Raw genomic sequence first — 22805 nt, forward strand, 5'->3', positions numbered from 1 at the left:
CTCCTTATTTATTTGTTATTGCCCACGTAAAGATTTTCCGGCTAGACGGATAAGCTTGTCAATCTCATCAGGCTTCAACGGTAATTCGGCAGACTGCCGGGCCTCAGCAGGAGCTCTTTTGGCGGATGCTGCCGCCGGTGATGACACTTGCTGAGAGGCAATAGCCTGTTCTTGCCCGGCGACAGTCTGAGAAGCATTTGCCTCAGGCGTCGCTGCCGGCGAAGAATGTTCCGCTGTTGGTATTGTTGACCCGGAAATGGTACCTGTCTGACTGGAATTGTTAGCAGCAACCGGAACCGGTTGTTCAATGGTAAGTGGTCTCAAGGTGCTGTGGCGGCTAATGCCCCATAAATAGCTGGCAGTCATCCCGCCGGCGGCAATGATAACTGCCAGGCTAATGGCCAGGCCATGCCGGAGAACGGGGTAACGCTGCCGCCAATACTGGGGACGCTGGGTCTCTTGAGCGCGTGTGATTTCGGCCTGAGCCAAAAATAGATTGAGCTCACCGCGAATATCGCTATCCTTGTCAAAAGCCTGCTCGGCTTCGGAAAGCCATTGCTGGGCCGAGTTAAGGTGCTTGTTGATATTTTGTTTACATTTCGCCACAATCACCACCCCCTATTATAAACACTTATTATAGTCCTGTGAAGAGGCCAGATTCTGGTCATGAACAAACATGCAAAAACGGGCAAATAGCGCGATTAGCCCGTCGATACTACATATTTCAACTTATTTTGACCTGTTTACGCAGTTTTTCACTCATTATCCTACCGCGGCGTGTTTGCTAAAACACGTACCTTAATCCCCGGAAACCGGCGAGAAATGTCCAGATGCGAGGCGCGACGAGAACGTGAGTGAAGGCGTACGTGGTTTGTACGCTGAACGAACGCTCGCAGGAGCAACAAAGCAGATGGGCGTTTATCGCCGGTTTCCCTACCAGTTGCCCATCAGTTTGGACAGCATTCCCCTCAGCCGGCGGATTCCCTGCTTTTGTAAACGATAAATATGAGACACGCTTAATTCCATGCTTGCCGCCAGATCCTTAGGTTCACAATCATTGAGATAAACGCCGTTTAATACCTGCTGTTCCTTGGCAGGCAGGCGGTCCATGGCTGTCTTGAGCTGCTCAACAAGAAAATTCTGCTCAGCTTGGGCAGCCACTTCCAGCTTCGCATCAACAAGCAAATCTGCGATGGTAGCCTGGGTTCGGTGTCCGGCAAGCGGGCTGTCAATGCACAGCAGGCTGTCTTCCTGGCTTGACAGATGATTGATGATCCGTCCCCGGATGCGGTGAACGGCAAATAGGCTAAAAGCCACACCTCGGGTGTGGTCATAGTTTTCAACAGCTTCAATAAGTCCGACTGTCCCTTCCTGAAGGATATCCAGCATAGCCGGCTCAGACAGCCGCCAGCGCATAGCGGTTTTAAAAACAAGCGGCTGGTAGCTTTCAATAAGCTGGCGGCGGCAACCGAGGTCACCGCCCTCCTTAAAACCCTGCCACAGCGCTATTTCCTCATCTTGCGCCAGTGTACGAATGTTTTTCAGTTCAGCCAGATATTGACTGAGTACCATTTTATCAATCCCTTTACGTTAATCAGAAAGCAAACCGGGTCTCAACAGTAAGCTGCCGTTTGGATGCGCCGCCAATAGAACCGCCTAATCCAATATTTTTAGTCAGATCATACCGGAAACCAAAGCTGTTTTCATGTTGGTCAAGACCCATGCTATAACTAATTAAGAATTTATCAGTTAGATATTTTCCAATCTGAATATTATATCCCTGGAATTGATCATTATCTTTGGAACTGCTGCGGCTGTTATCAAATAAAGATGACCGCACCAGTTGCAGCTCATCAACTCCCAATGCGTCTTGCAGAACGCTTTCTACTTCGGCAACAAACCGCATCTGCAGCCCTGCATCCAGCAAGCTGACCAACTCATCCCGGCCAAAACTGCTGTCACGGTTTGTTCCGGAAGAATCATTTTTCGTAAAATAGCTGCCGCGCAGCGTCAACAAAGATATTATTTCCTGCTGGCTCATAGCTGGCGTCGAGGTCAGATCGAGCTCCATAGCCGTTGCCGGTCCGTTAACGGCCAAATTGATTGTAGTACGCGAAAGTTTTGCCTGCGCCTGCAGCTTAATGACCGGTACTATAGAGCGGTACTGCGGAAATTCGGCACTGCCGCTCACAATCGTAAAGCGGTTGGTCAGGTATTTAACGGTGCCGCGCCGCGCTTCAATACGGCCCTGGGCATCCGGTCTTTGCAGGGTTCCGGAAATTTTAACCGTGCCGTCGGCCCGGAAATCGTAAAGATAGGGATTGTAGAAGCGAACTTTGTCACCAATAACCAATTCAACATCCAAATCGGCATCAAAAGCAAGGGCATTACCTTCCGGGACAGCCGGGATATTGATGGTGGCATCGTCGACAGTCAGCCGGCCAAACAACTTGGGATTGCCGCTTTGACTCTTTAGTGTCACTATACCGTCGATAGGACCGGTATAATATTTGTGTTTGATCCCCAAACGATTCAGCGTTAGGGTGAGATTATAGTCGTCGAAAGCTAAACCGTTTACTCTGGCCGAACCGGTAAGCGAATAAGAACCGCTCCCCATTTTGCCGTTAAACGTGTTCACATCTATTTTATCACCTTTAAATTGAATATCAACCCCTACATTTTGAATCGGATCGTTCAAAGCCTTAAGTTTAATGGTACCATCGGTTACGGTGACCTTGCCGTCAAGGACGGGCTGAGCCAGAGTCCCTCCTATATCGATTTCCCCGGTAGTCGGACCGGCAGCCCACGCCACTTCTTTGCTTAAGAGCGGCAGAATACTCAAATCGGCATTATCAAGCCGCAGCTTCAAGTCCATTGTGTCGGTGATATCGGCCTTGCTTCGTCCCTGGCTGTTTAAGGCCCGGAGCGGTACAATGCCGTAGGCGCTGGCTTTATAAGGACCACGCGCCACAAACAGCTGATTAACATGAATACTGCCCTTATTGAAGACGAGCAGTCCATACAGATTGTCAAACTCGGTATTGGCAATACTGCCTTTGGCGACTTCCAAGGATACCGCTACATTGGGGTCGGCTGTCAGCCCGGTGGCCTGTGCATTAAAGCTGAATTGACCTTTTGTTTCCACAGACGTATCGAACAGCGCCGCCAGGATGCCTGTATCAATGGAACGGCCGCCCACTTCAAGTGCTATTTTACCATTTAAATCCGCCTGTCCCTGGGCAACCAGCACACCGTCTATGCCCTGTTTGGCCATAAATTTATTTATGGTAATAACTTTATTAGCAAGCGCTACATCTACGTCAACGTTATCCAGCGGATAATTCTTTATTTTTCCGTTGGCAATGGCTCCACGCAAAAAAATTGTAGGATTATTTATATTGCCATGTAATACAATCTCACCGTTTAGCTTGCCGTGAATCCCCCGGTCCGGTACATTGGCGATAGCCAGTAAGCCTGCCAGTTCACCGCCGGCAACCTGTAGATTACCGTCAACATCGTGGGTGTTGATATTAAACCCGCCGGTAAACTCGAAAGTTCCGTCTCCCTGTGCAAAACGCAAGGCCGCAATCTCACCCTGGCCATCCTGGTAACTGAGATTGGCGGAAATATTTTTCAGTTCCTGGCCATTAATCAGGATACCGTTCGAGGTGACAAGGCCAGTAGCCTTAGGACTTGCTATACTGCCTGTTATCCGGCCATTCAGATTAAACATGCCGCCTACCGGATAAGGATAATCGGCCTTTAGCCTGGAGGCATCGATATTCACGGCATTTACGGCAAAGTTCAGGCTATGGTCCGGAGCAACCGTCCCGGACAGCTTAACTGTGGTTTCCAGCGACTGAGCGGTAAGGTTCTCTACCGTTATCATGCCATTCTGCCGACTGTAAGTACCTTCGGCCCGGGCGATAAGATAGCCGGCCAAACTGCCTTCCGCTAAACTTACAGTCCCACGGATGTTCAGGTCATCCAGCGGACCGCTTACCGTCACTTGATGTTCCAGATTTCCCGTCAGCTTTAGCTCCGGCAAAAGCATCCTGGCAAAGGTTTCCGCCCGGGCGGCATGCGTTGTCAGCGTTATATTCAGTTCCGGCTTACTGCCGGCCAGAAGTATATTGCCTGCCAGTTCATGGCTGGCAGCTCCATTTACAATGGTCACTTTTTCCAGTGAAACCCTGTCAGGCGAAGCGGTAATAGTACCTTCGGCTTGCCCCAGGATTTCCTGGTTGATGGAAAAATTATCGCTGGTAAAGTTCATGTTGAGCTGAGGTTGTGCCGTTGTGCCGGAAACCTGTCCCCGGAACCTGGTATTGCCTGCCAAACTATACCCGCTCAGCGTAGCAAAAGGAAATTCCGCCAGCTCTACACCTTGTCCGCCAATTCTTAGGGCCAGCTTGTCGTCCTGTATTTCCCCTGCAGCCATAATCAAACCCGATGGCAACACCATGTCAAAATGCCTGATCTTCAGGATGCTGCCGCTTTTCTCAATAAATCCGGTCGTCTGGCTATAAGGCATTCCTTCTACCTGGCCGTCTTTCAGGGTAATGGCTACCGAACCCTGCAGAGAATTCCAGTCATTGGCATACCCGCTCAGCGTCAGACTAATATCGCCTCTGCCGCTGGCGCTTACCGGCAAGCCGGCAAAGGCGGCAAGTTGAATATCAGTGGCAGCCAGTTGAATTTGCACCTGTTGCGTTTCAACAGAATAGTCCCCTTGACCGCGCACCTGCCCTTCAGCCATATGTGCCGTTAACTGCTCAATATGTACCAGCTTATCGGCAAATTTGACTTTGGCGCTGGCGGTCTGCACCGGGTAGCCGGCGACATTGCCATCGGCTACTTTAAGTTCAGCCGCCACCATCGGATTGTTCGAGATGCCGGTAATATCTGCAGAAAAGGCAACCTTGCCGGTAAAGGGTAGATTATGGTTTAAAACAGAGGGGTCAAAACCGGTCGAAGTCATATGAAGATCCAAAACCGGCAGATCACCCGCTATAGCGATTTTTCCGCTTGCGGTTACCGGCTGATCGGCGATCAAGGCGTTAGCGCCTAATATATAAATAGTGTTGTTGGTAAAACTAACCTGGCCATTTGCCCCGGTGACAGGCATTTCTGACACCTTAGCCGCCAGATCCTGTAAGGCAAATTCACCGGCATAGCGTAAGCCGGCAGTGTCTTTTACCAGCGTAACGGTAAGTTTTGTCAGTTTGCCGGCGGTAAATTCAACCTCACTGCCGGCGGGTAACAACCCTTGATAAGCGGTGGGCTGAAGCGCATCGGCCTTGATAGTTAACGCCAGATTATTGGTTCCACTGCCAATGGTTCCCTGGAGCTGCCAGGGAGAGTCATTATGGTTTGCTGCTAAATTCAGAACAATTGCCTGATTTTCGCTGATGTCAAGCCGGCCGTTAACCTGACTGAAATCCCAGTTACCATGTGCTGACCGGATCTCTGCTGCGCCTTCTTCAATAGCGACTTCACCGCTAAACTTCGGACTGCCGTCTTTAGTCTCCTGTTTAAGAAACTCAGTGTTCCAGGTATTGTCTGTTTCCTCTACCAACAGCAGTCGGGGGCGGGCAAGTGTGACCTTCCGCACAGTGCTAAGAGCAGCCTGGCCTCGCACCAGGCTAAGCAGGCTGTACTCAATTATGGCTTTCTCAACAACGGCCATTTCCCGGCCCTGCTTGTCAAATATTGTTATATCGTTGACAGCAGCTGTCGTTATACCAGCCATCTGTACCTGGCCGATATCAACCCTGGTCCCCAGCGCTGTGGTCATTTCAGTGGCCAATGTACTTTCGATCCTGGCAAATACCGTCTGTCCGTATACAGACCACCAACCGAATACAGACGCGCCTGCCACGAACACTATAATAGTTAAAATAATGGCTTTGGTCCGCATAACGCGCCTCCCCTTGGCCCTATTAGTTTGTATTTTAGTTCGACGCCGCCGGCCTATGTTCCTCTATGATATTCCTGGCAATTGCGCTAAACAGAAAAAGGTTGCCCTGCTTAATGCAAAGCAACCCCAGCTGTATACGCATCCGGTTATTCTACTGCCAGCCCCATAGCTTTATCTAATTTGGCGCGGCTTGAATTGTAATCATAAAGAGCCTGGACATAGTCGGTCTTAGCTGAAGTCAAGGCTACCTGGGAATCAATAACGTCAAGGTTGGTGCCGACACCGGCGCTATAGCGGACCTGGGCTATTTTAAAATCCTCTTCGGCTTTGACTACAGCCACCTTGCTGGTATCAATCCGTTTTTCGGCTTCCTTCATGTTAAGATATGCCTGACGAACTTCCAGTTGGGCGGCATCTTTAGCCTGCCGCAGTTGCTCACTGACTTTGTCGAGGCTCGACTCAGCACCTTTCACCTGGGACCGGGTCAGGCCGGCATCAAACAGGTTATAACTGGCACTAACGCCCACAGTCCAGGTATTCTTGTCGGTACCAGGAAACTCACTATCATACCAGTTTTCCGCGGCTGTGGCTGCCACCGACAGCTTATTTCCGCTTTTTGCCACCTTAATATCAGCCTTAGCGCTCTCAACGGCAGCATTGGCCTGTGCTAAATCAGGACGGTTGGACAGAGCCGTCTTAATGCAATCTTCCAGACTTTGCCCATAGGCCTCATATTTCAAGTCTTCTTTGACAGCAATTTCCGTCTCCAGCGGCAGGCCAATCACATTGTTAAAACTAGACACAGCCAGTTCATAAGAATTGTTGGCCTTGATCAGACTTTGTTCGGCACTGGCTTTTTCAACTTCTGACCGCAATACGTCCGATTTAGCCACTGTACCGGCATTATACTGGGCTGCCACATTTTTCAAATGCGCTTCCAACTGGCTCAGTGATTCCTCACTCAGCTTAACGAGATTGCGTGTTTGTAGAATGTTGTAATAACCAGTGGTAGCATTAAGTTTAACCTGCTGCCGGCTTTCCTCCAGTCCGTAATCCGCAGCTTTACGGCCAATCTTAGCCTTTTCAATAGTGCCTTCAAGTTTTCCACCTGTGTATAATGGCAGAGTCAATGTAGCACTGTTTGCATATTTTGTAGTAAGATATGCGGAATGAGCCACTGGACGCCAAGTATTCATAGAGAAGTCGTAAGCTGTAGTCGTACCTGAAGCCGTCTTGTAACGGCTGAAATCGTGCGAAAGCGTTACCGACGGCGCTTTACCGGCCTTGGCAGCTTTAATATCCCATTCGGCTTTTTCCAGATCGGCTTCCGACATTTTTATGGCAGGATTGCTTTTTAAGGCCATAGTAATTGCTTCGTCCAGTGTGAGCTCAACCGGCGCGGCAAAACCTGGGAGCGCAACCGCCACAAGCATGCCGCCGGCAATGAACGCCGCTGCCCGCCTGGCCAGGTGACCGGCTAATGTAAATTTTGTCATGGAAATAGGACCTCCTTGACGTTATCACGTAGTAGAGTTTGACTACTCAGTCAGTTATTTATTATTATATGTCCAACCTGTGGCAGTGTCAACGTTAAAAGCGTTAGAAAATGCTTAAAACTCCCTGCGGATGCCAACATAGGTTGTTTTGTCATCCCGGCTGTTAATCTGATCCGCCTGCCCCACCAAAAAAGTTTCCGGAGCCACCTGGAATTGGGTTCTGAGCTTGACCCGGACATCATTGGGATCATATACGTCCAGCGACATCCGCATCTGCTGACCGATTTTGGCATCCACGCCAACCCCGGCCTTGCCGTCAATAATGCCAAAACGCTGGTTGAACGCCGGTCCGCTTTTACCTAACTGCAGGTTCAGTTTGCTGTCTTCGCCAATATCATGAACCCCGATGACGGCAAAGTCCTGCGGCGATGTTGTCACTGTAATGTCTGCACTGTTCTGATATCTGCGTTGATCAGGATTATACAGGGCTTCAATGCCGGCTTCTGTTTTAATGTCACTCACCTTAGTGAGCATCTTATTCGCTTTACTGGTGGCGTCGCGGGCATTCTTAAGCGTTTCTTTAAGGTTTTTCGCTGTCTCGGGATCAGTAACCACCCCTTCAAGCGAAGCCGCCATTTTCTCCACTCGCACGCTGGTTTGCCGCAGGGCGGCAATAGCTTCCCGGAAATCTTTAGCGGTCTGTCCGTTGTTATCCACATCATCAACCATCGTATCCACCCTGGCGGCCGTATGTTGCAAGCTGACCGACATGGCTTTCAAATTGCCGACCATTGCCGTCACATCGCCTTGATTCGTTTCAGCCAGCGTCGCCAGGGTTGCTGTCAGGCGGTTAAGATTGGCAGTCATATCCCGGGTGTTAAAAGCCGTCTCTTTTAGCGCTGCCTTGACCTTGTCATCGGCAATCACGTCATTAAGCGCCCGGACCAGAATTTTAATTTCAGCTAAAACCTGATTGGCCGAAACCATCAGTTCATCCATGCCTTGCGGATTCTCGCCATATACTGTGTCGTGCGGAACCAGAAAACCGGTTACCTCCCGCGGCGGCGTGATGCTGATGAACTTTTCGCCCAAAAGTCCGTCGGCGCCAATGGAAAACGCCGAATCTGACGGTATCTTGACACCGGAAAACAGCAGTATCTCGGCCGCCACCCCCTCAGGAATTACCCGGACATTGGTGACCTTGCCCACTTCCACGCCGGCATACCGCACCAGATTCCCCGGCCTCAGACCACTCACCTGGCCAAAAACGGCCTGAACCGGATACCCTTTCTCACCAAAGCTGATGCCACTCAGGTAAACAATCATGCCAGCCAATAAGATGAGGCCGGCAATGGAAACGGCTCCGACCTTGGCCTCAGTATTCATGTATTGGACCTCCCTTTACTTGGCGGCAGTGTGGCCGCTCCCCGGATAAACTTAGCCACAATCGGATTCTCCGATTGTTTAATCATGGCTGGTGTGCCTGTTTCAATGATACTGCCGTCATAAATCATGGCGATTCTGTCAGCAATAGCAAAGGCACTGTGCATGTCGTGGGTGACCACTACCGAAGTAGAGTCTATCATTCTCCTCGTGCTGACAATGAGCCTGTCAATAGTATTGGACATAATAGGATCTAAGCCGGCTGTAGGCTCATCATACAGGACAATATGCGGATTTATCGCAATGGCCCGGGCCAGGCTGACCCGCTTTTTCATGCCGCCGGACAGTTCGTTGGGCATCGTATTCTCCTGCCCCCTGAGGCCTACCATCCGCAGCTTGCGCCTGACGGTACGGGCAATTTCCTCTTCGGCCATGCTGGTGTGCTGTCTAAGGCCAAAAGCAACGTTTTCGCCTACAGACATAGAATCAAACAAAGCGGAGTACTGAAACACCATTCCCATTTCTAACCGGATTTTATTCAACTCATCCTCTGCTATACCGGTAATTTCCCGGCCGTTGACCCAAACTTCACCAGAGGTTGGTTTTAATAAGCCGATGATTAATCGCAAAAGCGTACTTTTGCCGGATCCGCTGGGGCCGATGATGACCATGATTTCGCCCGGTTCTATTGTTAGATTAATATCCTTAAGCGTTTGTTTGCCGCGGAAATTCATATTGACATTAACAAGTTTAATCATGACAGACCTCACTTGACATTAGCGGTATAAGCCAACAGACAGGAAATAGTTGCTCACGAAAATCAAAACAATGGACAGTACGACCGAACCTGTTGTCGCCCGGCCTACCCCTTCGGCGCCTGCGGCGGTCGTTAACCCTTTATGGCAACCGACAATGGCGACAATGGCCCCGAAGACCATGGCTTTTACCAAGCCGCCGATAATATCATGCGGGACGGCAAAAACCTTAATGGAGTTGAGAAAGGTAAATGAGGTAATGCCGGCATAGGTTGTCGCAAGCATATAGCTGCCGATTGTGCCGATAACATCGGCAAACACTACCAAGAGCGGCACCATTATCATACAGGCGATCAGCCTGGGTACGACCAGATAGGCGACAGGATTGACAGCCATAACCCTAAGGGCATCAATCTGCTCCGTTACTTTCATGGAACCAATCTCAGCAGTAATTGCAGCGCCCACGCGGCCGGCAAACACCACACCTGTCAGCACCGGTGACAGCTCGCGGCCCATGGCCACGGCCACTAACCCGCCCACCGAAGACTGCGCCCCGTATTTAACAAATTCGTGCGCCGTCTGAACCGTCATAACCATACCGGTAAATAACATAGTTAACAGGACGATCGGCAACGAATCTGCCCCCAGGTGGGCCATCTGCCGTAACAATAAGGTACTGTTTAGCTGCCTTATATGATAAACAGTCTGGCCAGATAAGATTAATACTTGCCCGATGTTTTCCAGGACGCTAATGACCATTCTCCCGGTTCGGGTGAAAAGTTCAATAAGCATTGACATACTCCTCTGGCCTTAATTAGGCTAAATAGATAATTAATAATTATATTCCCTACAAAATTTCAATTCCCTGCTGTCGATCACCATTTTGTCCTGTCGTATTTTCCCTTGTAAGCCAGTTACTGACGTTCAGCAGAACACGTAAAAGCTTGGTGCGCCAAGTCTTGGGCGAAACTGGCAGCCGCTGTTGCCCTGGCTGGACAAAAAAAAAGCCGCATAATGCGGCAAATGACCTGATTCACTTACTTAACTATATTTAAGACTACCTGCGTATCGCCATCAATAATATAATCGGTGGTTACATACACTTTTCGCTTGTCCTCACCATTCACCGGCTGCTTAGCAGCCGCAGTTCCGGTCACGCCTGTCTTGACAGGATTTTTTCCTGCATTTTCCGGTAAAACAGGGCTGGGACTGGCTTCAAACTGATTGGTAAAAGAGTTGGCTTTTTTACCTGCGGCGGCGGTTGTCGCATCAGGCATATTCATATCGATGGTTTCAACAACAATATCGTTATTGCGGTCTCTTTTCACCAGCTCCGTAACTGCTTCTTCCAGTGATTTCGGGCGTGGTTTAAGCATAAACAGTTTACTGATATCTTCCTCACCGGTTACTTTTTTGCCAATAAGCTGCGCCATGGAAACCATACCGCCGCCGCGGACCGCCAGCATAACGGTACCCGGCTGCTGATCCTTGGGAACTGTATAGGTGATATTTCTGGTTATAGGCTCACTCCGGTAGGGTTTTAACTTTACAGAAATATCTACTTTCTCACCTGGTTTGGCACTTGCCACATTGGCCTTGGCTTCCATAATGCTTGCCGTCCGTCGTTCGGAATCAACGGTTACATTTACCTTAACGTCCATAATATCAACAGGACTGAACTGGTTACCGGCCAAAAGCGCCAATGCCTCGTGTATCTCGGCGATTGCCAGTTCTCCTATGTTCCCTTGGGTGTAAAACATATTTTCGCGGGAGAGCATGCCACCCGGAATTCCGGCCGCACTGATCTGAAACTGAACCCGGGCCGTGCCGGAACCCACACGGTCGGTGGTTTTCTCAATTGCATTAAACACACTGACTGCCGACAAGGTAGGCGCCAGCTCTTCATCCTGTACTACCTGCGCCCAAAGGTCATTTGTACGGCCCAGCGTCTTATCTGTCACACTGATTCTAAGTGGGACGATGGCCGGAAATTTACCCAGTTGGCCGGCAATACCTGCGCCCCGGTCCTGGTTGATCATACCGATCGCTTCGGTAGACGTTCCCAGTTTAAACGAATTCTCCAGGCCGTTTACCGTGTCATAGACTTCGGCATCGGTAAGAAAATAATTGGCATTCCCCCGTTTGAGGAAGGGATGTCCAAAAGCCAGAATCTTATCGCCCTCCACATAGGTTACCGTTCCCAGGGCACCGACGCTGACATCGCCCCGCACCAGTTGCACGCCGATCGTGCTGCCGGGCTCAACGGTTCTGTAGGCGATACCGTTATTGTTTTCATCAGCTACGTTGCCACTAACGGGATAAGGAGTCAGATTATACGGCTGCAATTTTTCGGTCAGCATTTTTAATGCATGCTCACCAAAGCCGGAAACCATTAGCGGCGTAGCCAGTGTATCAGCAGACGGTTCCTGGCTCTGGGCAGCCAAATCCGCTTTGCCGCCTTTTAATTCCCATAATTTAAGCATATCGGCAATTGGTGTTACCATCGCGGTTTTATGATCGGTCAGCGCCCAGCCATACGCGACAGCGCCGACGAGCTTCCCGTCGATATATACCGGACTGCCGCTCATTCCCTGGGCAATGCCGCCGGTACGTTCAATAACATCGCCGGAAGTACGGACCAGTATCAGATCCCCGACCGGTCCTTTTTGTTTCATAACTCCCAGAACTTCCACGTCGAATTCTTCAATTTTGTTGCCGGAAACAACAGTTTTGGCAACGCCATGCATACCTTTGACTATCTGGTCAACAGGCATAAATTCAGACGCCGCCTGGGCGTTAGCTAGTGGCAGCATAATAAGTACAGCTGCCAGCGCTGCCAGGCAGCGCCTCAAAAATGTAGACAAGGCATTCATCCTTCCCGAGTTATCTTTTTGCTGCTTCAATTCTTACTAAGATATCCCCAGTACGTACTTGATCGCCAGGTTTGACCAAGACCTCACGAACAACACCATCCACAGTGGCTCGGACGGCAGCAGCAGGTCCGGTAATTGTTTGTACATATACCAGGATATCGCCTTCATGCACGGCAACACCAGGGCTGGTTAACCCGGATGCCAGCACACTGCCGGCAAGTACGCCGCGCTGGTCAACTGTTTGTCCGGCGGCCATAGACCAAGCCACAGCACCGATAACTAATAAAACTGTAATAAATAGGATACTTTTTTTATGAGCCATATAGAACACCTGCCTTTTCAAATTGGTGCCAGAGTGCCTACTTTCATTATACCGCATTTTCGTTAATTGGCAACACGGGAGGAAATGATTGTTAGCGCGTCTCCCACCCTGCGTTCCCGACCGTCTGAGGGCTTATTAACCACTTTCCCTTTTATCACCATTTCACTGGAACCACCGCCATCCAGATTCATGGCGTCAGTAGCTCCCAATTCTTGCATGAACAAAGCCAGTTCCAATAGGGACATGCCAATACTATGCTCTTGGCGCCCATCTACCACCACCGCCAGAATATTCCCGTCAGCTTTGAGCCCCACTGCGGTTCTGGGAGCACGGCCGACAGCAATATCGGGGGGAAACTCCTCAAGCTTAGTTGTCAGGAATACGCTGCCGTTTTTAACCAGCGTCGGCCCGGCGCCCAGAGCATATAACGTTTTATCCCATACAGGTCCCACTGTCTGGTTTATTTTTACTGCATCGCCCACCTGCAGACAGGACAATACTTTGGCCTCTTCGCCATGAGCAGACAGTACCACGCCACCCTCAGGTATCTGTGAATTACTGGAGTTGACTGCCGTCACTTTGCCACTTACCACAACATATTCCATGCCATAGTTGTTGCTGCGGGTTGAAGAAGCATACAAACCGTTATATAATACCAGTTCGTTCTCGCCGCGCTCACGGTTAACCGCACTAATCTGCACCGTTTGCCCGTTCGGGAGCTCAACGTTTCCCTCATAATGGACCTGGTCGATTAAAATTTTTCCATCAGGCATAATGCCAAGAGCAGTGCGGGGCAATTCCGGCGTGCTTACAATTTCACCGTCTATTTTAAGTAAGCCGATTATGGACCCGTCCAGACCAAAGTACGAACCATTGACAGCCGCAATCGCCCTCTCACGTTCAGCCATAGCCAGTACCGGTTCCAGCCCCTGAATAACACTGTTTGATAATGTGGGTTTGACGGCAAAGCCGGCTTTGGGATCGATGTCCAGAATATAGGCCCACACCGGGCCATTAGCGCCGTATTTTAACCACGAGGTATAGGTTATCCCCGGCTGGACTTCCTCAACAACCTTTTGGTCAACCTGTTTTACTATATCGATAATCAGACGGTTGGGGTTCTTCAGGGTAAATACTTTATACTGATATACCGACTTGAGATCAACCACAGCCCGCAGAGTATCCGGCGATGACTGGGCCAGCCTCAGTTTATCAACGGCCGGATCAGTAAAGACATATTGGGCGCCCGCCTTGTTGACTGCCCCGGCAATGTCAATTACCAGTCTGTTTGGATTTTCCAGTGTCATTACTTTGTATTCCGGTATTTCGGAAACATCCAGAACAATACGCACGGTCGCCGCCGTTTGGCTTGTCCTGATTTTGCTCACAACAGTATTGGGAGCTGCCAGCACAGTATTATGAAGCAGTAAAAGGATCAGCAGCACTATGGTCAGACAACGCCGTAAATAAGTAGCCATCGGTATATACTCCTTCCTTATGTACAGAAAACACGGCTTACGCCGCGCCTTTTACGAAAACAAAAGTTGCTGTTCCTTAATATTATATATAGAAAAATTTACAGACAAAAGTGTAGAAAGGCCAGGCTATCGAGCAGCCTGACCTTTAGTAGCAGCAGCAGATTTACTTAGCTGACGGTACAGCATATCGGCCAGCCCCATCCCGCCGGCCTGCGCCATATTTTTGGTTAACTCAGTATCCAGCATGGATGTCAGCATCTGTTCTTCGGAGCTATTTCCCAGCAAATTGTTTTTGGGGACGGTAGCCCTCATCTGACTCAGCATCAGGTTAAGAAAAACAGCTTCCATTTCTTTGCAGGCCGTCTTAAGCTTCGCATCTTCAGCGGTTTGCGCCGCCTGTGAAGCCTTGGACGTTGTTGCCTGTTTAGCGGCGGTCGTAGCTTTGTCCAGTTTTTCGGCAAATGAAGCGCCCTGATCGGGAACAGCTTTACCGCCAGTTCGGGAGACACTATTTTCCGGTATAAGATTAGTAGGATTTATACGCATCGTATCACCTGCTATCGGGTGAGATTGCTCTAAAAAACAATCTCACCCTTTTATTATTACATAATCTGCAGATCGGCGTGGAGAGCGCCTGCGGCTTTTATTGCCTGCAGGATGGAGATGACATCACGCGGAGTGGCACCTACGGCATTAAGCGCAGCAACTACATCACCAACACTGGCCGATGCCGGCAGAGTTATCAAACCGGCAGGCTCTTCCTTAGCCTGCACAGTGGTATTAGTTGTCACAACCGTATTACCGCGGGAGAATGGCGGTGGCTGGGAAACATCGGTAGTCTGGCCAATTTTTACGGTAAGACCGCCTTGAGCAACGGCAACCTGATCGATTGTCACATTGCTGCCAATAACTACCGTGCCGGTTCGTTCATTAATAACCACTTTGGCAATTGTATCCGGTGTAACAGCCAACTCTTCAATGGATGCAACAAAGCCGACAAGATTGTCATTATAATTATAGGGAACACTGACGACAACAGTACCGGGATCTTTGGCAACAGTTATCTGACCAAATCGTTGATCAATAGCTTCACTGATCCTGTTGGCAGTTGTGAAGTCAGGCTGACTGAGCGACAATGTAATTCTGCCTTTATCCCTGTCCGTAAAGTTCATGGGCACTTCCCGCTCTACCAGAGCGCCATTGGGAACATTGCCGGCCGTCGGAAAATTCTTTTGCTGGCTGGAACCACCCGCGCCGACCACAAAGCCGCCGGTTGATACAGGACCCTGACCAACGGCATAAACCTGGCCGTTAGCAGCCCGCAAGGGAGTCTGTAGCAAGGTTCCGCCGGCAAGACTCTTAGCGTCGCCCATAGAGGAAACGGTAATGTCAATGGCATCGCCAGGTTTCGCAAAAGGCGGCAGATTGGCAGTAACCATCACGGCTGCCACATTTTTGGGTTTTAGCTGCGAGGTACTAATCATAACCCCGAAGGATTTAAGCATATTGGTGATTGACTGGACAGTAAACGTGCTTTTGTCCGAGTCTCCGGTGCCGGCCAGGCCGACAATCAGGCCGTAACCGACCAGTTGGTTGCCGCGCACGCCCTGCACTTTAGCCACATCCTTGATCCGGGTGCTAACCTGAGTTGGTGCAGCAACAGCCGGAAGCATAACACTGGCGGTTAGTGCGGCAACCAGTAGCGTTGCTATTATTTTGCGCATATGTCCTCCGCTTTTATCAAAAAAAGTCGCAAATATTTGTGTTCATTATAATTTTTTCTAGAAAATCAGGTCAAAAAGCTGTGTTATCACACCCTGGCGCTGCTTTCTGGATATCGGACCTTTGCCTTCAATCTTAAGCTCGGCATCGGCCACTTTGTTTGATACTATGGTATTATCGCTTGAGACGTCTTCCGGCCTGATTATACCGGTAATAGTAATCTTCTGGGTATCAGAATTTTGCCTGATGCTCTGTGTTCCCTGGACAACCATCTGCCCGTTGGGCTTTACCTCAATAATTTTAACTGTCAGGCGCCCGGTTACACTATTCGTATTGGATATCGAACCATTGGCAGTAAAACTGTCCTCACTGCCGGCAGTTACCGAGTTGATAAAGGTCAGTAAACCGGAACCGGCATCCACGTTGGTGCTGGCCGATTTCGAATTTGAGGTGTTTCCCTTACGGGTGGCACTGGATGATTCACTGATTATAATTGTTACTATATCACCAACAGCATGCGCGCGGTGATCGATAAACAGATTGGCAGCAGGAGTGTTCTCACTCCACAACGATTCCGCCTGCACATGGGGTACCGGCAAAATCATCCCTGTAAGCACTAACAGAAAAGCAATAAGCTTACGCATCGCACTTCACCTAACTTTTTTTAAAAATGAATCTGGATGGTGTTTTCATCAACAACTCTACCAGTAATAATTTTTTTAGAACTTGCATTTCGTACCCGGATGAATTCATTCTCACTGCCATTCTCCATAGCTACACCAGGAGTCGTTATAACAACCCCCCCGTTTTTTGCAACGATACTGACAATATTTCCTCGTCTAACAAGTGTGGGCTGGTCCAGCAAAGTGTCTGTAAGCAGCATTCCGGGAGCCAGCTGGCGTTTCACGGTCAGGCCTACTATTTTGTCAATATTGGTAAAATAGCCCGGTTTTAACTTACCAATATCCCGTCGTTCAAATATTACACTATCGGCAGTCAATATTTCTCCGCCAGCGATCATTCTGCCGGTAACGGCAACTTGCTCATATTTTTTCACGTCAAATCTAAACTTAACAACGGTAAAGGGTTGCCCTGATACAAGTATTCCGGTAGTAACATACGTAGGGGAGTTATACTTAACCCCGTAGGGTATTTCCATGTTATATACAACATTGCCAGGCGGAAGCACTATGTCAGTTGGCTGTTCCATTGGTGTAATTATAACGTCAGCCCCAGCTAGCCGGTTTCGCAAATACTTTTCCGCCTCTGCAATCAACTGTGCGGAACCAATACTCTGAGAAAGCGCTGTAATTTTAAACTGACTAGGAATCTGCCAGGCAATCCCGGTTAAGTCAATCGGGGCCATATTAAGCCGTGCACCTAGAATTTCGGCGTTTAGTACATAGCTCTGACCGGGAGCCGGAACCCGTCCGATACGGACTTCCCGTAAGGCCGCAATGCGTCCGCCGTCCCCGCCGCTAATACTGGCAATATCGCCAAGCGTGTAATATTGTCCGGTAACCTGGGATTCAGCGGCGACAGCTACTGTCAGTTCCTGGGCCGCTGCCTTGTCGCCGGTAAAGAATATACCGGCAACACATAGGATTACCATGGTAAGCCGGTATAAATTACTTTTCATGGGTTATTCCCTGCCTATCGTTTCAGGGAAGCTGCTTTTTCCAGCATATCATCAGCCGTCTGGATAGCCTTGGAGTTTACTTCATAAGCCCGTTGGGCAACAATCATATTAACCATTTCCTCGACAACCTGAACGTTCGACATTTCCACATATTGCTGCATGAGTGTACCGGTACCGTCTGTTCCCGGATTATTGACAATCGGTGCGCCGGAAGCTTCTGTTTCCCGGGCCAGATTATGGCCAAAATTATCCAGACCGGCCGGATTGACAAAGCGTGCCAGCGTAATTTGCCCCAGATCCTGGTCACCGGCCGCTGTCGTAGCCGTAACCCTGCCATCAGAGGAAATAGTGATTCCTGTGGCATTGTCCGGCACAGTAATAGCCGGCTCCAGCACATATCCTTCCGAAGTTACCACCCGGCCCTGCGAGTCCTTTTTAAATGAGCCGTCCCGTGTATAGGCGAGAGTTCCGTCAGACATAGTAATCTGGAAAAATCCTTCCCCTTCGATGGCAACATCATAGTCATTGCCTGTGTTTTGAAAGCTCCCCTGCAGGTTGAGCTTCTGGGTAGCAACCAGTCGCGCGCCATGCCCTAATTGAGTAGGAGTTGGCACTTGCGTATCAGGGCCAGTGGCGGCGCCGGCCTGGCGAAGAGTCTGATACATAAGATCCTGGAATTCTGCCCGGCTTTTTTTGAAACCGCTTGTATTTACGTTTGCCAGGTTATTGGAAATAACATCAAGATTGGTTTGCTGGGCAGCCATTCCGGTCCCGGCAGTCCATAATGCTCGAATCATTGGTTTATACCCCCGTTTTACTTTTTCGACACACCGCCTCAATCAGTCGGCGATGTATGGGCTTCCGTCCCTGGTCCAGCCCGCTACATAGTTTGCAGGAAATTGTTGTCATTGAAAATTCCGGGTCAATATACGGCCAATATTATACTTTGCCCACTTCATTAACAGCCTTGTCCAACAGTTGATCATGCGCCTGCACGGTTTTGGAATTGACTTCATAGGCACGATAGGCGGATATCATGTTTACCATTTCGGAAATGACATTAACGTTGGATTGTTCCAGCATACCTTGCATTACTTTGCCGGTTGCCTGCCGGCCATTATCAGGTGCCAGAAACAGGCTGGCTCCTTCTTTTAATAGTTCACGTTCATTGTCAAACGCTACTAAGCTGATCTGTCCGGCAGCCACGCCGTCAACCGAAATCTGGCCGCTTTCATTTACAGATAGTTTACCGTCAGGGATTCGAATGACTCCGTTTTGCCCCATCACCCGCTGCCCCTCGCTGTTAACCAGTTCTCCCTGCGCGTTGCGGGTGAAGGAACCATTACGGGTATAACGCAGCCCGGTCTGAGTTTCGACGGCAAAATAGCCATTGCCGTCAACGGCAAAATCAAGTGGGTTTCCGGTCGTACGCATGGGGCCTGTCGTATGTATGGTAGCAATCTCGTCAATTTCGGAGCCTAGCCCTAAAGTGCCGATTGTCGGTACATTCTTGCCATCATTGATACGCTGAATCAGTAAGCTGGCAAAGTCTTTGGATATGGCAATATCCTTTTTATAACCGGTAGTATTGCCATTTGCCAGGTTGTTGGCAATAGTATCGGCCCTGGTTGTTTCAGCCAGCATGCCTGAAGCCGACGTATATATTCCACGAATCATGGTTTCACCCCTTTATGTTTTTATCGTAGACAAATGCGTATTTCTTAACCTAATTTCTTAGCCTAGCCTGCCAAATTTCCTTTTTTCAGTGTTGTCAGCGTATCCTGCAGGCTCTCCAGGGCGTCAAGCGCCTTACCTGTCCCTAAAGCAACACAGGACAAAGGATCTTCCGCCAGATAGGTTGGTATGCCTGTTTCCTGGTTAATGAGCTTGTCCAGGCCGTGAATGAGCGAACCGCCGCCAGTCATGACAATTCCGCGGTCAACAATATCTGCCGCCAGTTCCGGCGGTGTTTTTTCCAACACCGATTTTACACATTCTACAATTAAATAAACAGGTTCCGCCAGGGCCTCGCGGGTTTCAGTCGAACTCATCCGGATTGTTTTCGGCAAGCCGGATACCAAATCACGTCCGCGGATTTCCAGTGTTTCGTTGCGTCCGTTAGGATATGCGGTGGCAATTGCCACTTTGATCTCTTCTGCGGTCCGTTCACCAATCAGAATGTTATATTCTTTTTTAACATGACGGATTAGCGCTTCATCGAACTTGTCCCCGCCAATGCGCAGCGACTCACTGACAACAATGCCGCCAAGGCTGAGCACAGCCACATCGGTCGTACCGCCGCCAATGTCGACGACCATCGCACCGCACGGCTCGGAGATTTCGAGGCCTGCGCCCAGCGCCGCAGCCAGTGGCTCTTCTATCAAATATGTCTTGCGGGCCCCGGCCTGCATGGCAGCCTCCAAAACAGCCCTTTTTTCAACCGTTGTTACTCCCGAAGGAATGCATACCATTATCCGCGGCTTGAAAAAGAAATTTTTCCCGGCCACTTTTTGAATAAAATGTCTCAACATGCTTTCGGTGGTGTCATAATCAGCAATTACGCCTTCACGCAGCGGCCTGATCGCAATAATATTGCCCGGTGTACGTCCCAGCATACGGCGGGCCTCTTCACCAATAGCCAGTATACGGTTGCTGTCACGGTCGATTGCCACGACCGAAGGCTCACGTAAAACAATACCTTTTCCTTTTATGTATACTAAAACGTTGGCTGTTCCTAAGTCTACGCCAATATCCATTGTTCCAAACATGTAGAAATCCAATCCCCTTTCAACCTATCTTCCGCCCATCCCAAGCTTGTCCCACTGTAAAAAAAAGAAAGAGAAGCAAGCAATAGATAATCACAAGTGTATTATTTATTCTACATATAGGTAAAAAGTCCTCTATTTTTCGCTATTTATCTAGGCAGCTTGCCAATTTTTTTAAACCTGACTTACTCAGCTTCCTTTTCCTCTTTGTATTTTTTTCTGGTCGCTTCCCCACCACGAATGTGCCGCTCGGCTTTGTTCAATTCCAAAATGTTTTTGACTTTGGCTGCCAGCCTCTTATTAATTTCTGGAAGCCTCTCAATCATATCCTTGTGCACAGTACTCTTGCTAACCCCAAAAATTGTTGCTGTCTGACGAACGGTATGCTTAGTTTCCATGATATGATTGCATATATCCAGCACCCGTTTGCGTATATATTCTTTCATCCAGTCTCTTCCCCCTCCGCGCCCGTCCTTTTAACCCTTTGCTAACATGTATATGCGGAGAAAAAGAAAAAATGACCCGTGAAAACGGGTCATTCTTATAAGTGATAAATAATTTAATCCGGTATTTCCGGGAATATTTCGCGGGGGTTTATATATTCCTGGCCGGAACTTTTCCTGACAGCTAAATGCAAGTGCGGTTCCGGTTCTGCAAAGCTTATCCCCATAGAGCCGATCAGGCTGCCGGTTTTAACAAGGGTATTCTTAGATACGGCAGATGTAGCCAGCGAGCCGTAATATATGATATATTGGCCGCTTTTTACGGCGACACTCAGACCATACTGCCTGTCGGTATATATATCCAGAACTTCACCATCTAACAGGGCAGGCACAACCTGTCCTTCACCGCCGCTGATGTCTATGCCGTTATGGTAGCGCCAGTCTTTATATACGGGTTGCAGCTGCCAGCCAAAATCCTGTATCCTGCCTCCCTGCCAAAGGTCGCGCATGGCTGCATTACGATTGTCAGTGTCTTTTTGTGACACAGCGGCCCCATCAGCTATGCTTTCTAGCTGTGTGGCCGCCGTTGGCTCCTGAGCGCCGGCTGACATATTTCCACCATTCCTCGGCATATTTGCAGATTGGTGCTGTTCGTCAGACGCCACCCCCTCTGTAATCGGGGTAGTTTTGGTCATATGCGGCTTCGCCGCAGGCGCTAATGTACTGAAAACGGTAAACATAAGTAATGATGTCACAGCCAGAAGTATCCCGGCCGTTAAAACCTGTCCGGTATAACCAAAACCGGTAATCTTCGACCAAATCTCTTTAGGCATACTATCACCTCAAAGATAGTATGCCCAGAAAGTGGTTGACGAGAATCATTTTTATGTGCCAAATATATTTTTTATGGCTACGCCTGTATAGTAATAGGTCAATATCTGGCGGAAATTGCGACTCTCTTTAGCCTGGCCATTGGCCCCATACTGGCATAGACCAGCCCCGTGTCCGTAACCGATTGTGTAAAATACCAGTTTGTCACCGGCCTGAACAATGGTAAAGTTTGTGGATCTAAGTTCCAGCTTTTCCCTCACCTCATTGCCTGCCAGCGTCTTGGCTCCGATCCGCACTTTATTAACCCGGCCGGATTCACTTTTGTCAATAATAGCGGCTATGCCGGCGCTGCCATTTTGCGCGGCAGCCATAATACCGGCATCTGCTCCCAGTTTTGCCTCCAGCTCAGCGAGTGTTATTTCTTTATTTTCCTGGTAGCGCGGCGACTGTTGGTCCCAGGTGCAGGCCACACTTTTTAGATAGGGATAATCGAAGCCCCATACCTCCTGGGCACTGGCTGTCCGCTCGCCGCTGGTGGAATGAAACACAGCATTAATAGGCTCGCCATTATAGGTTAGTATTAGGCCCCTGGTCTGATCAACCGCCTGGCTGACCTTATTCCAGTACTTGCCGTAGTTAGCGCCCCATTTTTCTTTTAGCCTGGTCTCGTCAAACCAGGCCTGGCTGTCTTTATAATCGGTGCTGACATCCGCTCCCGGATGCTCGGTGGAACCAGTGCCGCCAAATATTGCCATATGTTTAACTGCATACGTGCGGGCTGCCACCGCCTGTGCCTTAAGGGCCTCTATTTCAAATTCAGCCGGCATTTCCGCCGCAACTACTCCCTTGATATAATCCTCCAGGTTCATACTGACGGTTTGCTTTATTTCATGCATATATACCTTAATGGTAACGTCCTCCCCGCGATAACCCTGGGCAGGTTCAGTCACAATTGTCTTGTCCCCCCTGTAGTTAGTTCCCAGTACAACGATTGCCGGTATTGCAATTACTGTCAGGATTACAAGTAATACACCGTAGATTGTCACATACTTCACATTCTCACCTCTGCGGCGCTTAGCTTATTTACAGGATCTGTCTTTTGATTCATACTATGCAAACAAGCCGGAGAGTATGTGTAAAAGAAAAAAGATTGCTTTCCCCTGCGTTCGCAATGACGC

Annotated in this window: 20 protein-coding genes; all 20 read right to left on the minus strand. The window is 49.4% G+C overall.

Features of this window, described 5'->3' with window-relative positions; genetic code table 11:
* Positions 1 to 15: 15 nt before the first annotated feature.
* Positions 16 to 606, minus strand: coding sequence for a hypothetical protein (locus SATMO3_RS23440; RefSeq protein WP_371372198.1), 591 nt, complete (start codon positions 604 to 606; stop codon positions 16 to 18).
* A 327-nt stretch (positions 607 to 933) separates the two neighbouring features.
* A complete protein-coding gene (locus tag SATMO3_RS23445; protein ID WP_371372200.1) occupies positions 934 to 1572 on the minus strand; it encodes a sigma-70 family RNA polymerase sigma factor in 639 nt (212 codons plus the stop codon).
* Between the two features lie 22 nt (positions 1573 to 1594).
* Positions 1595 to 5920: a translocation/assembly module TamB domain-containing protein gene (locus tag SATMO3_RS23450; RefSeq protein ID WP_371372202.1), complete on the minus strand. Its 4326-nt coding sequence runs from the start codon at positions 5918 to 5920 to the stop codon at positions 1595 to 1597.
* A 146-nt stretch (positions 5921 to 6066) separates the two neighbouring features.
* Positions 6067 to 7416 carry a TolC family protein gene (locus tag SATMO3_RS23455; protein WP_371372204.1) on the minus strand — a complete coding sequence of 450 codons (1350 nt, stop codon included), beginning with the start codon at positions 7414 to 7416 and terminating at the stop codon, positions 6067 to 6069.
* A gap of 114 nt (positions 7417 to 7530) precedes the next feature.
* Entirely contained in the window at positions 7531 to 8802 is a 1272-nt protein-coding gene (locus SATMO3_RS23460; RefSeq protein ID WP_371372206.1) for an MlaD family protein, read from the minus strand.
* The gene (locus SATMO3_RS23465) at positions 8799 to 9557 is read right to left on the minus strand and encodes an ABC transporter ATP-binding protein (RefSeq protein ID WP_371372208.1); all 759 of its coding nucleotides are present in this window, start codon (positions 9555 to 9557) and stop codon (positions 8799 to 8801) included. Before SATMO3_RS23465 ends, SATMO3_RS23460 begins: the two co-directional genes overlap by 4 nt.
* An 18-nt stretch (positions 9558 to 9575) precedes the next feature.
* Positions 9576 to 10346: an MlaE family ABC transporter permease gene (locus SATMO3_RS23470; RefSeq protein ID WP_371372209.1), complete on the minus strand. Its 771-nt coding sequence runs from the start codon at positions 10344 to 10346 to the stop codon at positions 9576 to 9578.
* Positions 10347 to 10591: 245 nt separating this feature from the next.
* A complete protein-coding gene (locus SATMO3_RS23475) occupies positions 10592 to 12427 on the minus strand; it encodes a SpoIVB peptidase S55 domain-containing protein (protein ID WP_371381780.1) in 1836 nt (611 codons plus the stop codon).
* Between the two features lie 10 nt (positions 12428 to 12437).
* Positions 12438 to 12749 carry a biotin/lipoyl-binding protein gene (locus SATMO3_RS23480; RefSeq protein WP_371372211.1) on the minus strand — a complete coding sequence of 104 codons (312 nt, stop codon included), beginning with the start codon at positions 12747 to 12749 and terminating at the stop codon, positions 12438 to 12440.
* A 62-nt stretch (positions 12750 to 12811) separates the two neighbouring features.
* Positions 12812 to 14227 (minus strand): phosphodiester glycosidase family protein, encoded by a 1416-nt coding sequence (locus SATMO3_RS23485; protein ID WP_371372213.1) that lies wholly within the window; start codon positions 14225 to 14227, stop codon positions 12812 to 12814.
* A 126-nt stretch (positions 14228 to 14353) separates the two neighbouring features.
* Positions 14354 to 14773, minus strand: coding sequence for a rod-binding protein (locus tag SATMO3_RS23490; protein WP_371372215.1), 420 nt, complete (start codon positions 14771 to 14773; stop codon positions 14354 to 14356).
* Between the two features lie 56 nt (positions 14774 to 14829).
* A complete protein-coding gene (locus tag SATMO3_RS23495; protein WP_371372217.1) occupies positions 14830 to 15951 on the minus strand; it encodes a flagellar basal body P-ring protein FlgI in 1122 nt (373 codons plus the stop codon).
* Positions 15952 to 16008: 57 nt separating this feature from the next.
* Positions 16009 to 16593: a flagellar basal body L-ring protein FlgH gene (locus SATMO3_RS23500; RefSeq protein ID WP_371372219.1), complete on the minus strand. Its 585-nt coding sequence runs from the start codon at positions 16591 to 16593 to the stop codon at positions 16009 to 16011.
* Positions 16594 to 16613: 20 nt separating this feature from the next.
* Positions 16614 to 17588, minus strand: a complete 975-nt coding sequence (gene flgA, locus SATMO3_RS23505; RefSeq protein ID WP_371372221.1) for a flagellar basal body P-ring formation chaperone FlgA — start codon at positions 17586 to 17588, stop codon at positions 16614 to 16616.
* Between the two features lie 14 nt (positions 17589 to 17602).
* Positions 17603 to 18385, minus strand: coding sequence for a flagellar basal-body rod protein FlgG (gene flgG, locus SATMO3_RS23510; RefSeq protein ID WP_371372223.1), 783 nt, complete (start codon positions 18383 to 18385; stop codon positions 17603 to 17605).
* Between the two features lie 142 nt (positions 18386 to 18527).
* Positions 18528 to 19265 (minus strand): flagellar basal-body rod protein FlgF, encoded by a 738-nt coding sequence (gene flgF / locus SATMO3_RS23515; RefSeq protein WP_371372225.1) that lies wholly within the window; start codon positions 19263 to 19265, stop codon positions 18528 to 18530.
* Between the two features lie 62 nt (positions 19266 to 19327).
* Positions 19328 to 20356, minus strand: a complete 1029-nt coding sequence (locus SATMO3_RS23520; RefSeq protein WP_371372227.1) for a rod shape-determining protein — start codon at positions 20354 to 20356, stop codon at positions 19328 to 19330.
* 182 nt (positions 20357 to 20538) lie between these two features.
* A complete protein-coding gene (spoIIID, locus tag SATMO3_RS23525; RefSeq protein WP_371372229.1) occupies positions 20539 to 20799 on the minus strand; it encodes a sporulation transcriptional regulator SpoIIID in 261 nt (86 codons plus the stop codon).
* A gap of 113 nt (positions 20800 to 20912) precedes the next feature.
* The gene (locus SATMO3_RS23530; protein WP_371372231.1) at positions 20913 to 21629 is read right to left on the minus strand and encodes a peptidoglycan DD-metalloendopeptidase family protein; all 717 of its coding nucleotides are present in this window, start codon (positions 21627 to 21629) and stop codon (positions 20913 to 20915) included.
* 51 nt (positions 21630 to 21680) lie between these two features.
* Positions 21681 to 22682: a stage II sporulation protein D gene (spoIID, locus tag SATMO3_RS23535; RefSeq protein ID WP_371372233.1), complete on the minus strand. Its 1002-nt coding sequence runs from the start codon at positions 22680 to 22682 to the stop codon at positions 21681 to 21683.
* Positions 22683 to 22805 lie beyond the last annotated feature (123 nt).

The sequence above is a fragment of the Sporomusa aerivorans genome, assembly GCF_041428895.1.
Taxonomy (GTDB): Bacteria; Bacillota; Negativicutes; order Sporomusales; family Sporomusaceae; genus Sporomusa; species Sporomusa aerivorans.

What these genes read in the sequence shown, in the direction of transcription:
- SATMO3_RS23495 (WP_371372217.1), bottom strand. Translation starts at nt 15,951, where the DNA reads ATGCGCAAAATAATAGCAACGCTACTGGTTGCCGCACTAACCGCCAGT.
- SATMO3_RS23485 (WP_371372213.1), bottom strand. Translation starts at nt 14,227, where the DNA reads ATGGCTACTTATTTACGGCGTTGTCTGACCATAGTGCTGCTGATCCTT.
- SATMO3_RS23500 (WP_371372219.1), bottom strand. Translation starts at nt 16,593, where the DNA reads ATGCGTAAGCTTATTGCTTTTCTGTTAGTGCTTACAGGGATGATTTTG.
- SATMO3_RS23490 (WP_371372215.1), bottom strand. Translation starts at nt 14,773, where the DNA reads ATGCGTATAAATCCTACTAATCTTATACCGGAAAATAGTGTCTCCCGA.
- flgA (WP_371372221.1), bottom strand. Translation starts at nt 17,588, where the DNA reads ATGAAAAGTAATTTATACCGGCTTACCATGGTAATCCTATGTGTTGCC.
- spoIIID (WP_371372229.1), bottom strand. Translation starts at nt 20,799, where the DNA reads ATGAAAGAATATATACGCAAACGGGTGCTGGATATATGCAATCATATC.
- SATMO3_RS23465 (WP_371372208.1), bottom strand. Translation starts at nt 9,557, where the DNA reads ATGATTAAACTTGTTAATGTCAATATGAATTTCCGCGGCAAACAAACG.
- SATMO3_RS23520 (WP_371372227.1), bottom strand. Translation starts at nt 20,356, where the DNA reads ATGTTTGGAACAATGGATATTGGCGTAGACTTAGGAACAGCCAACGTT.
- SATMO3_RS23445 (WP_371372200.1), bottom strand. Translation starts at nt 1,572, where the DNA reads ATGGTACTCAGTCAATATCTGGCTGAACTGAAAAACATTCGTACACTG.
- flgG (WP_371372223.1), bottom strand. Translation starts at nt 18,385, where the DNA reads ATGATTCGAGCATTATGGACTGCCGGGACCGGAATGGCTGCCCAGCAA.
- SATMO3_RS23460 (WP_371372206.1), bottom strand. Translation starts at nt 8,802, where the DNA reads ATGAATACTGAGGCCAAGGTCGGAGCCGTTTCCATTGCCGGCCTCATC.
- SATMO3_RS23480 (WP_371372211.1), bottom strand. Translation starts at nt 12,749, where the DNA reads ATGGCTCATAAAAAAAGTATCCTATTTATTACAGTTTTATTAGTTATC.
- SATMO3_RS23470 (WP_371372209.1), bottom strand. Translation starts at nt 10,346, where the DNA reads ATGCTTATTGAACTTTTCACCCGAACCGGGAGAATGGTCATTAGCGTC.
- flgF (WP_371372225.1), bottom strand. Translation starts at nt 19,265, where the DNA reads ATGATTCGTGGAATATATACGTCGGCTTCAGGCATGCTGGCTGAAACA.
- SATMO3_RS23530 (WP_371372231.1), bottom strand. Translation starts at nt 21,629, where the DNA reads ATGCCTAAAGAGATTTGGTCGAAGATTACCGGTTTTGGTTATACCGGA.
- SATMO3_RS23475 (WP_371381780.1), bottom strand. Translation starts at nt 12,427, where the DNA reads ATGAATGCCTTGTCTACATTTTTGAGGCGCTGCCTGGCAGCGCTGGCA.
- SATMO3_RS23450 (WP_371372202.1), bottom strand. Translation starts at nt 5,920, where the DNA reads ATGCGGACCAAAGCCATTATTTTAACTATTATAGTGTTCGTGGCAGGC.
- SATMO3_RS23455 (WP_371372204.1), bottom strand. Translation starts at nt 7,416, where the DNA reads ATGACAAAATTTACATTAGCCGGTCACCTGGCCAGGCGGGCAGCGGCG.